Genomic DNA, 11,723 nt, shown 5'->3' with positions numbered 1-11,723 from the left:
GATGTCTTTGATGTAATTTTCTGCTGATTGTTTTTTTCTTGTTTCCATTTTGTTAAGTTAATAATTGTTTGGAAACACTCCCTAAGAAATAACCTCTATCGGTCCACTTTTTGCTGACGATTTACAACGCAGAATTTAAAAGTATTTATGCCAATAAAAAAGATGAAGCATATCATCAGGAATTGGAAAATATAAAATCACTTTCCATCCATTATAGAAAGTTTATAAATCCTTCCACTGTTTCAGATTTAAACATACGAAAAGAGCTAGAATACATCAATCGCTTGGAAATTAATGTTGCCTATCCATTTTTATTGCAAGTGTTTGAAGATGCCGAAAATGGTTTTTTGAATAAAGAAGATTTGGTAAAAGTCTTAAAATTGGTTCAAAGCTACGCATGGAGAAGATTTATTGTAGGGCTTCCAACCAATGCTTTGAATAAAATCTTTATGACACTTTACTCAGAAGTTGACACTGAAGCGTATTATGAAAGCATTGCAAAAGCATTATTAAAGAAAAAAGGTAGTGCAAAGTTTCCGAGTAATGAAGATTTGAAAACATCCCTTAAAGACAAGGATCTTTACAATACGCAACCCAAAAACAGAAACTACATGTTTGAGATGTTGGAGAATTACAACAATAGGGAATATGTAAGCACGAGTAATGAGCATATAACTATTGAACATATTTTTCCTAAAAATCCGAATGATGATTGGAACAATGATATTTCGCATGAAGACTACTTCCAGTTAAAAGAAAAATATCTGAACACAATAGCCAACTTAACACTATCAGGCAATAACGGAGCATTGAGTAACAAATCCTTTAAGGAGAAAAAGCAAATGAATGTTGACGGTAACGAGCAAGGTTATAACTACAGCAGACTTTGGCTGAACTCATATTTAAAGTCTATTGAGAAATGGACACTTACGGAGTATGAAGAAAGGCTGAATATAATTTATGAACGATTCTTAAAGATTTGGGAGATACCGGACATTGAAATAGCTGATATAGATGAATCGGAAGAGCAAAATATATTTGATGCTGAAAGTCCGACACACAAAAAATTAGAATACTTCATTTTCGAAAACACCAAAGTTGAAGAAGAACATGTTGCTCAAATGTTTTTTTATGTGATTCGCAGGCTTTATGAGAAAAACATGCATCTACTAATCACCAATCAGGATCTGTTCAAAATAACTAGAGAAACGACGGATTTTAGGTCAGCTCAAGAAGTTGTAAACGGCTGGTATATCGAATCAAATATTGACAGTAACTCCAAATTTGTAATTCTGAAAAAAATACTTGTTTTGTTTGAATTGGAAGATGAATTATTGATTAAGTATTCATCAAATGAAGAAAATAAAAATGAATCCAACCGATTTAACGTAAGAAAAAAATATTGGCAACAACTTTTACCGCTTTTAGGCAACACAAAATTATTTGATAATGTGAATCCATCAAAAAGCTATTGGCTTAGTACGGGTGCGGGTATTGGTGGTTTAGCATACGCTTTAATAATAACAAAATCACATATCCGAATTGAATTAGACATTATTACATCAAGTAAAGAAAAGAACAAAGCCTACTTCAAAAAATTAATGATTAGTAAAGAGGCTATTGAACAAACATTTGGTAAACCATTGAACTGGGTAGAATTACCAGATAATAAAATGAGTGCAATAACATATAATTCAGAAGATTTAAACCTATTTAACGACAACCACTGGGAAAGAATGAATCAGTTTTTCGTTGAGTATTTACCAAAGTTTGAAAATGCTATTCAACCTTACATTAAGGATTTAAAGTGATATGGTTAGACAGCAATGAACTTGTAAGTGTCCCTAATTAGCAGACAGTTTAGAATAAAAGAAAAAACCTTTAATTTTAAATTGCATCTGAAGAAGACCCGCTTTTTTTCTCTATGAAATCTAAACTATGCGCTTTATGTCAACAAGAAGCAACCACACTGTATAGGGTTCAGGTAACTAAAGGCAAAGATTGGATTTTTGTTTGTACCGATTGTTGCAACAAAGTTAAAAAAGAAGCAAATTACAGATACGGTGGAACGTGGAAAGGTTACCGTCATTAAAAATAAAACAAAGTCTCGTGCCTAAAAGAACTTCAGTAAACGACGTAAAACAAGTAGAGACACTAAACGACTTAGAACACATCGTTAAGGATAAACGAAATAGTAAAAGAGCGGATGCTAAAAAAGAACGTCGAAACAGGCATTACGTGAAAGTACTAATCAAACATCAACTAAATCACGAGGGCGTTACACCTAAAGAAGACACGGAATAAATATCCTTAAAATTGATCTCTTTTCCAGCCCACACTAACTGGAGATCCCTCTGCCATAATAATAGAATTAGGTGCTTGATTAGTTAAGTGAGAAAAAGCCTCTCCATACATCGAACTAAAATCACAATCAATGGTATAATTCAAGATTTTATTCGTGTTCCATTTAGGATGTTGAATTCTATATTCCTGTGAACTTAAAGGCGATAACTTAGTAAAACCAAAATAACGTTCAAAAATAAACTCCTCTATACTGAATGGCTCTATTTTATATTTAGTAGTATCCGATTCCACTGTCAATGAATTCCATTTATCGTTCATCTTCCACTCATAGTTAATATGTTTGTGTTCTCCGATGGTAATAGAATTTTTAGTAGGAATAGAAATATAATGTTCTTTGTATAATCTATTTGCTAAGAGTGCAACAATTTTAAATGGTACCGTCTCATTGATGAACACAACTCCTTTTTTAATTTTCTTCCCCTCCATCCTTTGCACATAAAATCGGAGATTAATTTCTTCAAATGAGCCAAAAAATGGGATAGGCACACCAAACAAACTTGTTTTCTTAAACATAAATCCGACAAGGCTTACATAGGTTTTACCCTCGTAAAAGTCCAATTCCACCCCCTTGGGTAAATATGGTTTTAAGATAGCGGGTTCCACCTCATAGTTTGCCATGATTAGATTTTCCCAATTCGCTGTTAAAAATGTATTCATCATATTTTTAGAACAACATAAGAGAGATCAATTGTTCAATAAAGGAAAATGCGTGTAGTGATAGATATTCAAAATTAGAAGGCCAAATAAATACAAAGTGGCACTTAATAGGCTTAAAAAACTCTAACAGCCCGAACAAAATATTCATTGTCCTTGTCAGCAACGAATCCACTCATCCCAAAACCAAAGTTATGCCTCCAAGCATTCTCCATATCCGTTTCAGTCGAACTCCAATAATAGCTGTTTGAAAAACCACCTATCTTAACTTGATTTTGATACAACAGGCTTAACTCCATTTTTGTGGGCAGACTCCAGCCCTTACCTAATCTAGCACATGCCTTTTTTGCATCATGCCAATTCATCTTTTGTGGGAAATCAAATTGTGCCACCTCTAATTTCCCCATTCTAATGGGGTTGCCTATGGTCTGAGTTGATGTTTGTGCCATGATAAGACAATGAATAAGTAATAGCGGAGCAAGCAATAACTTTTTTATACTATTTATCATTTATGATTTAATTCCAATCGGTCCTAGCCATTTGTTAAAGGTTGATATTCAAATTTCATCAGCTCCTCCAGTGAGATATACTCTAAGGTCTTAACATGTGTCGCCTTTAATAGGATGGGAGGTGCCACATTAGCTTGATAGGCCTCTATCCACCTGGATACACAAAGGCACCATTTATCTCCCTCCACTAAACCTGTAAATCCAGATGCGGGATAATCTACGGTTAAGTCGTTCCCCCTACTTTTGGAAAACTGTAAAAATTCATTGGTCACCACAGCACAAACCGTATGCGTACCTCTATCATTCACACCCGTGTTACAGCAACCATCTCGATAGGCCCCCGTCATCGGACTGGTTCCACAAATCAGCAAAGGCTCGTTGAAAACATTGAGAGAATTATTTAGTAGGGTCATTGGGGGATTTTTTATAGGTATAAAGCTATGTTTTTTTAACTAAAATAAACTAGCAGCAGCTCTAAATGTATTGCAATGGGCTTGTAAGATATCATTGATATCAGGTGAATAACCGCCACCCATAGCAATTGCAACAGGTATATTATTGTCATGTGCCATTTTTAAAACAAGCTCATCTCTTTGTTTACATTCATCTATACTGACATTAAACTTTCCAAATTTATCAGTTGATAAAATATCTACTCCTGATAAATAAAAAATAAAATCAGGCTGTACCGTATCTAATAATGTCACCAATGTCTTATCTAGAATTTTTAAATACGCCTGGCCCGTAATGCCATCTGGTAGTGGTATATCTAAGTCTGATATTTCTTTATGAAATGGATAATTATTTTTGCCATGCATACTAAAAGTAAAAACCCTAGACTCTTTTTCCATAAGTTTTGCTGTGCCATTACCTTGATGAACATCTAAGTCTATTACTACTATTTTTTTGACAAGATTTTTGTGAAGAAGATAATTTGCGGCGATTGCCATATCGTTTAAGAGACAAAAACCTTCCCCTCGTTCGGCAAATGCATGATGTGTTCCTCCAGCGATATTTAATGCACATCCATGTTCTAAGGCAAATAAGGCACAATCAATCGTCCCTTGGGTAATTACTAATTCACGTTCAATCAATGCTGGAGACTGCGGAAATCCAATCTTTCTTTGCTCTGAAGGACTTAATTGTTGATTGACTAATTTTTCATAGTAATCTACATCATGTGTTCGTAAAATATCCATCTTATCACACTTATTTGGGACAAATAAATTATCCCGACTGATGGTACCCTCATGAAGTAGTTGCTCAGGTATAAGCTCATACTTTAACATGGGAAAGCGATGTCCCTCTGGCAGCTCATGATAATAGATTGGGCTAAAAGCGATTTTTATCATAATTGATGATTATAATAGATTTTTCAAAATCCTCTTCAATAAATAACAAAAAAGGGAGAAGGTTAAACCCTATTCCCTTTTTGTAATACCAAACCAAAATATTATGGTTGTTATTCTATGAGCAAAACATGGTAATAATATATAAACAACCTAATATTATAAACCGATAATTTTACAAAAGGTTTGTAAACGTCATTTTATATTTATTTGATTTTTTATTTTTTAATATCTCTCCCAACAAGATTTTTCCTTGTAAATCGTCAAAAAAATTTGACCGATAAAGGGGTTATTTCCAACTTCGTTTAAAATCAAACAAACTCTCGTTTCAATCGAAATTTCCTCTCGTGCTACTTGTTTTGATACTACGGCCTTAAAATATAAGTATCTAATTGCCAACAACGAGTAATTATCATTGGAATAGCAGAATTTTATTCTATAAATTGTTAATCAAACTAAAGTTTAAATGGTATGCGATTTCTAAAACTTTTTATACTTTTTTCAATAGTTCTTTCAGGTTGCAAAACTGAGGAGCCAGAAAACCCACCAAAAGTAATCACAAAGGTAGCTTCTGATGTTACTTTAAAGAATGCTACTCTTAACGGTGAGGTTACTAATGAAGGATTTTCAGCAACAACCGATAGAGGGTTTGTTTTTAGTGAAAAGAATGCAAATCCTTCTGTAAGTGATTTAAAAGTCCAATCGGGATACGGAAAAGGAGTTTATTCCATTGTATTAGATAAACTACCTGTAAATACTAAATACTACTATAAGGCATACGCAACCAATACTAAGGGTACTGCTTATGGTGATGTTCAAAGTTTTACCACGGCCGACTATAATTTGGCAAACATATCGACCGATGTACCTAAAAGTATTGGATATACAACGGTTAATTTAGGGGGTGTAGTTTCAGGAGATGGCGGAGGTAATGTGACTGAAAGGGGATTTGTTGTGGGAGAAAATCCAACGCCTACTGTTTTAGATTTAAAATTTTCAGATTTATCAGGTGGACTAGGGTCATACACTTTTTTTATTTCCTCATTGAAAGTAAGTACAAAATACTATGTTCGGGCATATGCTATAAATGAAAAGGGAATTTCATATGGAAACACCTATAATTTTACGACAGCAGATTTAGAATTGCCTTCGGTCATTACTGATAAGCCCATACTGGTTATGTCTAATTCCGTTAGAATTGGTGGCGCAGTTACGAACGATGGAGGATCAAATATCAAGGAAAGAGGTATTTGTTACAGTCTACAACCAAATCCCACCGTTTCAAATTTTAAAATAATTTCTGGATTGGATTTGGGGACATTCGAGGTGGATATCCGAGATTTACAAAGCAATACCACGTATTACTATCGGGCTTATGCGATTAATTCGAAAGGGATAGCCTACGGTATAGAACAAAGTTTTAAAACATGGTAATCATAGGGAAAATGGAATCCCACTAGCTTCTATTCCTTTGGAAGTGTTTTTTAAACAAATCCGAATTTCATCTAAAATCCCCTCTCATGCTACCCAATTGCTACTCACTCTGCTACTAAAGCCGTAAAATAAAAAAACCACCTCGTTTGAGGTGGTTTTTGTGGTCCCACTAGGATTCGAACCTAGGACCCCCTGCTTGTAAGGCAGGTGCTCTGAACCAGCTGAGCTATAGGACCATTTTCTTGAATTGGTTTGCAAATATCTTATTTTAATTTAAAATATGCAAATGGGTCTTTGAAAAAAGGTGATTTTTTTTGATTCAGAGGCCTTTTTCGTTGATTATCTGCTTGAAACACACCATCTTTACGGCTGAAAAATAATTATATGGAATCATTGCTCACAGTGGATAGTATTGTCAGTTTATTGACATTGACGTTTTTGGAGATCATATTAGGAATCGATAATATCATCTTTATTTCGATTACGGCCTCGCGCTTACCTAAAGAGGACCAAGGCAAGGCACGCAATATCGGTCTTTTGCTGGCGATGATTTTCCGCATAATCCTGTTGTTCGGTATTTCGATTTTGATTTCCCTCCAAAAACCGTTCATGCACATCGACTCCCCCTGGTTTAAAGCCGCGCCATCAGGCCAGGCCATTATCCTATTTGTGGGTGGCTTATTCCTAATCTACAAGGCGACAAATGAAATCTTCCACAAACTAGAAGGAGAGGAGGAAGAAATCTCCACCACGAAGAAAGCCATTAATTCAGTAGGCAAGGTCGTGACACAAATCGCCCTCATTAACCTAGTCTTCTCCATAGACTCCATCTTAACGGCCATAGGCCTAACCAATAATATGCCGGTGATGATTATCGCCGTAGTTGTATCTGCGTTGATTATGATGGGATTCTCGGGCCCTGTAGGCCGCTTTGTGAACAATCACCCGTCCTTACAGGTTTTGGGACTATCCTTCTTAATCATGATCGGTTTCATGCTGATCGCAGAAGCGAGCCACGACTCCGAACTAACCATCCTAGGCAACTCCATTGGCCAGATCCCTAAGGGCTACTTATACTTCTCCATCGCATTCTCCCTATTCGTAGAATTCATTAACATCCAGATGCGCAAGCGCAGCACGAAGAAGGTGGCGATAAATGATATGAAGAACCAGGCGGAACGCGAGGGTATCATATAACAAAAAAGCCCCTTATCGGGGCTTTTTTGTTATATGTAGATTATTCTCCAGACAAGTCTTGTGCTTCTTTTTGAAGGATGGGAAGGTGGTTGATAACAATCCCCCAGACAATTTCGTCAGACACAGAATCGTAGCCATGAATGATTCTATTTCTAGTGTCTACTATTTTGCGAGCATTGGTGATTTCAATAGTAGGATCTTTGGCCATAATTCTACTTAAAGCTTCTCCTATGATCTCAATATTTCTTTCAACCGCTCTTCTGGTGCGAATATCGTTTCTGTAACTGTTATATTCTTTGGGGATATCAGTAAAGAAACTATCAATTTCCATGATAGAATTTAATATATCGTACAGCCACGCCTTTATCTCAATATCCATAAACAAGTTCCTTAGTTTGATTAACGACTTGTTTAAAATAAGGATTCTTGATGGCTTGTGCCTCTAGTAAATCGATGGGACGATTAAAAATCTCTTGTAAGGAGAACTTGAAATCAAAATAATTGTCAGCGTATTCATTGACATCTACATCATCAAAATCAACGAGTAGATCAATGTCACTATGAGAATTGAATTGAGGCGTTAGAACGGAACCAAAGGCATACAGGCTCTTTACTTTGTGGTTTGCACAAAGGGCATTGATTTCATTTTTGTATGCTGTAAGCGTGTTCATAATAGGAATTAGAACGTAAACTTAACGTAAATCAATGCCGAATCAAACTATTTAATACTTTTCGCTATCGCCAGCAGCTCTTTCGCGCCACCCTGCGGCAGGCCTAAGACTTTCTTCTTAACCTTGCCTGAGGCATCTAAAAAGAAGACGGTAGGATAACCTTCTAATGGATACATATTCGCTAAGGCTGGGCCTTCTCCCGCTTCCATGTCCACACCGATAGAAACGAAGTGTTCGTTAATGTAAGCGCCTAATTCTTTATTAGGGAATACATTCGTCTTTAATACCTTACAAGGTCCACACCAAGTCGTATACGCATCGAACATGATGCCTTTGTTCTCTTTCTTGGCTTTGGCCATCGCTTGCCTGAAGCTTCCTTCGAAGAAACGTACACCAGCGGGTTCGTCTTGAGCAGCTGTGGTTAACGAGATGGCTAATAGGGCAATTAGTAAGTATTTCATAACATTTTTGTTTTAAAGAATAAAGCACAAAGCATAAAGAATAAAGATGGATAAAAATGAGCCTTCGGCATCATTTTTATAATTTAGTGATAAAAACACTTCTGAATTTATCCCCGTAGGGGATTCCTACTCTATGCTTTATTCTTTGTGCTTTATTCTTTAATTAATCCTGCGGATTAATTAAATGAATTCAACATCACCGGCATAACTAAAAGAAGCACATCCTCATTCTCATCTTGATCCGACGGAATAATCAAACCAGCCTTATTAGGCTCGCTTAATTTAATGTCTACGAATTTCGCGCCTAGGTTACTCAACAGTTCCGAAACTAATTTTGCGTTGAAACCGATCTCCATGTCTTTTCCTGAGTAGTCGCAAGCAAGCACCTCGTTCGCCTCGTTTGAGTAATCCAAGTCCTCTGCTGAAAGCGTTAGCTTGTTTGCTGACAATTTCAAGCGGATTTGGTGCGTTGTTTTATTCGAGTAGATCGAGATACGTTTTACCGAGCTCAAGAACTCTAAACGGTTGATCGTTAAGATCTCGTTGTTTTCTTTCGGGATGGCGTTCTCGTATTCTGGGAAGCGCTCATCGATGATGCGGCAGATAAGCGAGAAGCTTTGGAAGCTGAAGAAAGCGTTCGATGCGCTGAATTCAACAGTTACATTCGTGTCGTCTGCAGGTAGCGTGGATTTTAATAGGGCCAAAGCCTTCTTAGGTAATATCAAACTACTCTGTGCCTCCGGACGGATGTCATTACGACGGTAACGCACTAGACGGTGACCGTCAGTAGCTACGAAGTTCGTGTGATCGCCCATCATTTGGATTAAAACACCGGTCATCGCTGGACGCATATCGTCGTTAGAAACCGCCAATAAAGTATTTGCGATCGCTTCTCCTAAAACCATAGAGGTCAAAGAAATCGTTTGATTCTTTGCTACTTCTGGGATACGTGGGAAGTCGATCGGGTTTTCGCCGGATAATTTGAAACGACCGTTTTGAGTGGAGATCTCAGCGCCAAAAGTCGCTTGATCCGCCGAAATCGTCACTGGTTGCTCTGGTAAGCTACGTAAAGTCTCTAACAATAAACGCGCCGGTAAAGCGATCGATCCGTTTTCGAATCCTTCCACTTCTAAACGCGTCGTCATCACCGTTTGTAAGTCTGATGCCGTTAAGATCAAGGTATTGCCCTCTAATTCCACTAAGATGTTCTCTAAGATAGGAATGATAGGATTGCTAGCAACCACACCATTGATGGCTGATAATTGCTTTAATAAGACATTAGAGGCGACTAGAAACTTCATTATATATTAGCTTTATGATACGTGTAAAAGGGTTTTCGACAGGATGCCGTTCAAACCTTGAAGTTAAAATAATTTAGGCTTTCTACCAAAGCTTTTGGCATATGTATTTAGCATATGTATTTACCGATTGAATTTCCGCTTTCGGTAAAACACAACTCCTAAACTTAACAGCGTCGCAAAAAGTAGCGGCACCGCGATGTTAATGACTTGATAGAAGGTGCCGTCTGCTTGGATTTTGGCCTTATCTAAGGGACGCAAGGTAATCGACTTAGATCGAGCTAATAATGGCGAATTGTCATCAATTAAATACGCGAAGGCGTTCAATAGAAAGTCTTTATTCGCGAAGGTATTCTTCATAAACGGGTCAAAACCTAAAGGAAGCGACTGCTGTGATGGATAATCCACGCCATTCAAGGCGATATCTCCGTCACCCACGACGATAATCGCGGATTCGGTGCTGCCGGAAGCCACAAAACTTGTATCCTGTGTCAAATGCTGAAAAGCAGATTCGAATTTTCCTTCCACTAGATAAGCAGCCGTTTGAACGCCGGCATTGTAAGCAGCTGGGTCAAAATCCTTGCCAGCAGAACTAAACGATAAAAGGGAGGGGGCTTTCGCCACCTGCGTATATTGACTGGTGCGTAATAAAGGCGTCTTACGTGTCGCGGCCCCAGAAATGGTATCGATGCTCGAAACGAAACGACCATAAATGGCATCTAAGTTTTTCGTGATCAAGAAAGTAGGATTTCCATTTAATAGCGGGAAAGCTGGCCAAGGCATCAATTGAATATTCGACTTATTGCCCATATTGCCCACCTTGAGCGGAATCATGCCAGAATTCTGCGCATCCTTCACCAGGTTCGCGTTTAAACGCAGACCATAATGGAAGAGGATATTTTCCAAACCTGTTTTGCGCGGACTGATGGCTAGACCTTGGTTCTCCAGCGTATCGATTTTCACACCGTCCACCAGGAACAAAGCCTTACCGCCTTTGACAATAAACTGATCGATCTTATAGGCATCTGATTCACTGAATTCGCGGGTCGGTTGCAAAACACAGATGGCATCCAAACCATCTAACGTAGGGGAGGCCGCCAAATCCACCGGGAATAGGTCATATTTGCGTTTTAAGCTATTCACGAGATCCATCTGAGCAATCGCCGGGGTAGCCGAATATTCGACGAAGAAACCGATCTTCTTGCGTTCTTGAGGCAGCAATTGCTGAATCCCCTGCACGATTTCAAATTCCAAGCCCTCAATCGACTGATTAATGATCTCTTCCGGGCTAGCTAACTTGTTTCCCTTTAACAAAAGCACCCCAGTTTTCAGGGCACCTTTGGAAATAACAAGACCAGGGAAGATAAGCTGCTGCACCTGCTTGCCATTGTCCTTGTGCACGAGGTTCGTAGGCGGAATGCCTAAGGAATCCAGCTGGCGGGTTAAGGTAGCCCGAGCTTCCTCTGTCGGATATTCATCATAGACATCGATGACCTCTATTTCAATGTTAGTCGAGCTCACGGATTTCATGTCTGCGAGTAAGTCTAACGTTTCTTTTTTCAGTCGCTTAAAACCTCCGGGTAAATCATCACCGCCTAAATAGACTTGCACTAAAAGCGGTGCATCGATGCTTTCTAAGATGACCTCGCTCGATTCACTCAGCGTATACTTTCCATCCTCACTCAGGTCGAAACGTCCGCGCACGAAGGGGCTTATCGCGATCAGAAGGACTCCGATTCCGATCAGGTAAAAAGCGCTAAAACGTTTCCAGTGTTTGATCATACGT

Annotated in this window: 13 protein-coding genes and 1 tRNA gene; 4 read left to right on the top strand and 10 right to left on the bottom strand. The window is 38.1% G+C overall.

Annotated features, from left to right (window positions below; all coding sequences use genetic code 11):
• Positions 1-110: 110 nt before the first annotated feature.
• The gene (locus ACST13_RS10705) at positions 111-1,811 is read left to right on the top strand and encodes a DUF4268 domain-containing protein (RefSeq protein WP_459523189.1); all 1,701 of its coding nucleotides are present in this window, start codon (positions 111-113) and stop codon (positions 1,809-1,811) included.
• A gap of 298 nt (positions 1,812-2,109) precedes the next feature.
• Complete coding sequence (locus tag ACST13_RS10700) at positions 2,110-2,304, top strand: hypothetical protein (protein ID WP_459523188.1); 195 nt, start codon at positions 2,110-2,112, stop codon at positions 2,302-2,304.
• A 6-nt stretch (positions 2,305-2,310) separates the two neighbouring features.
• Here the strand turns inward: ACST13_RS10700 and ACST13_RS10695 are convergent, their stop codons facing one another.
• The 4 genes from ACST13_RS10695 to ACST13_RS10680 form a co-directional block, all read right to left on the bottom strand.
• A complete protein-coding gene (locus tag ACST13_RS10695; protein WP_459523187.1) occupies positions 2,311-3,024 on the bottom strand; it encodes a YqjF family protein in 714 nt (237 codons plus the stop codon).
• A gap of 110 nt (positions 3,025-3,134) precedes the next feature.
• A complete protein-coding gene (locus ACST13_RS10690; protein ID WP_459523186.1) occupies positions 3,135-3,467 on the bottom strand; it encodes an Lcl C-terminal domain-containing protein in 333 nt (110 codons plus the stop codon).
• An 83-nt stretch (positions 3,468-3,550) separates the two neighbouring features.
• On the bottom strand, positions 3,551-3,940 hold the full coding sequence (locus ACST13_RS10685) for a DUF2237 family protein (RefSeq protein WP_459523185.1): 390 nt from the start codon (positions 3,938-3,940) through the stop codon (positions 3,551-3,553).
• 39 nt (positions 3,941-3,979) lie between these two features.
• On the bottom strand, positions 3,980-4,879 hold the full coding sequence (locus ACST13_RS10680) for a histone deacetylase family protein (RefSeq protein WP_459523184.1): 900 nt from the start codon (positions 4,877-4,879) through the stop codon (positions 3,980-3,982).
• Positions 4,880-5,347: 468 nt separating this feature from the next.
• On the opposite strand from ACST13_RS10680, the gene ACST13_RS10675 reads away from it, so the two are divergent.
• Entirely contained in the window at positions 5,348-6,310 is a 963-nt protein-coding gene (locus tag ACST13_RS10675) for a hypothetical protein (protein WP_459523183.1), read from the top strand.
• 161 nt (positions 6,311-6,471) lie between these two features.
• Here the strand turns inward: ACST13_RS10675 and ACST13_RS10670 are convergent.
• Positions 6,472-6,546: transfer RNA gene (locus ACST13_RS10670), tRNA-Val, on the bottom strand.
• 148 nt (positions 6,547-6,694) lie between these two features.
• Between ACST13_RS10670 and ACST13_RS10665 the strand changes: the two genes are divergently transcribed.
• Entirely contained in the window at positions 6,695-7,507 is an 813-nt protein-coding gene (locus ACST13_RS10665; RefSeq protein WP_459523182.1) for a TerC family protein, read from the top strand.
• 40 nt (positions 7,508-7,547) lie between these two features.
• Here ACST13_RS10665 and ACST13_RS10660 read toward each other — a convergent pair whose 3' ends face one another.
• The 5 genes from ACST13_RS10660 to gldG form a co-directional block, all read right to left on the bottom strand.
• Complete coding sequence (locus ACST13_RS10660; protein ID WP_459523181.1) at positions 7,548-7,886, bottom strand: HepT-like ribonuclease domain-containing protein; 339 nt, start codon at positions 7,884-7,886, stop codon at positions 7,548-7,550.
• Complete coding sequence (locus ACST13_RS10655) at positions 7,876-8,178, bottom strand: nucleotidyltransferase family protein (protein ID WP_459504566.1); 303 nt, start codon at positions 8,176-8,178, stop codon at positions 7,876-7,878. The genes ACST13_RS10660 and ACST13_RS10655 overlap by 11 nt, the downstream gene beginning before the upstream one ends.
• Positions 8,179-8,225: 47 nt before the next feature.
• Complete coding sequence (locus ACST13_RS10650) at positions 8,226-8,639, bottom strand: thioredoxin family protein (protein ID WP_459523180.1); 414 nt, start codon at positions 8,637-8,639, stop codon at positions 8,226-8,228.
• 176 nt (positions 8,640-8,815) lie between these two features.
• Positions 8,816-9,940, bottom strand: coding sequence for a DNA polymerase III subunit beta (dnaN, locus tag ACST13_RS10645; protein WP_459523179.1), 1,125 nt, complete (start codon positions 9,938-9,940; stop codon positions 8,816-8,818).
• A gap of 120 nt (positions 9,941-10,060) precedes the next feature.
• Positions 10,061-11,719, bottom strand: a complete 1,659-nt coding sequence (gene gldG / locus ACST13_RS10640) for a gliding motility-associated ABC transporter substrate-binding protein GldG (protein ID WP_459523178.1) — start codon at positions 11,717-11,719, stop codon at positions 10,061-10,063.
• Positions 11,720-11,723: the final 4 nt, after the last annotated feature.

The organism is Aquirufa sp. A-Brett2-W8, assembly GCF_054558755.1.
The sequence above is the reverse complement of the archived record's forward strand: the minus strand, read 5'-3'. Positions and strand labels throughout refer to the sequence as shown.

Bases quoted from the DNA above. Each gene is read 5' to 3' on its own strand.
- ACST13_RS10695 (WP_459523187.1), bottom strand. From the start codon at position 3,024: ATGATGAATACATTTTTAACAGCGAATTGGGAAAATCTAATCATGGCA.
- ACST13_RS10690 (WP_459523186.1), bottom strand. From the start codon at position 3,467: ATGGCACAAACATCAACTCAGACCATAGGCAACCCCATTAGAATGGGG.
- ACST13_RS10685 (WP_459523185.1), bottom strand. From the start codon at position 3,940: ATGACCCTACTAAATAATTCTCTCAATGTTTTCAACGAGCCTTTGCTG.
- ACST13_RS10680 (WP_459523184.1), bottom strand. From the start codon at position 4,879: ATGATAAAAATCGCTTTTAGCCCAATCTATTATCATGAGCTGCCAGAG.
- ACST13_RS10675 (WP_459523183.1), top strand. From the start codon at position 5,348: ATGCGATTTCTAAAACTTTTTATACTTTTTTCAATAGTTCTTTCAGGT.
- ACST13_RS10665 (WP_459523182.1), top strand. From the start codon at position 6,695: ATGGAATCATTGCTCACAGTGGATAGTATTGTCAGTTTATTGACATTG.
- ACST13_RS10660 (WP_459523181.1), bottom strand. From the start codon at position 7,886: ATGGATATTGAGATAAAGGCGTGGCTGTACGATATATTAAATTCTATC.
- ACST13_RS10655 (WP_459504566.1), bottom strand. From the start codon at position 8,178: ATGAACACGCTTACAGCATACAAAAATGAAATCAATGCCCTTTGTGCA.
- ACST13_RS10650 (WP_459523180.1), bottom strand. From the start codon at position 8,639: ATGAAATACTTACTAATTGCCCTATTAGCCATCTCGTTAACCACAGCT.
- dnaN (WP_459523179.1), bottom strand. From the start codon at position 9,940: ATGAAGTTTCTAGTCGCCTCTAATGTCTTATTAAAGCAATTATCAGCC.
- gldG (WP_459523178.1), bottom strand. From the start codon at position 11,719: ATGATCAAACACTGGAAACGTTTTAGCGCTTTTTACCTGATCGGAATC.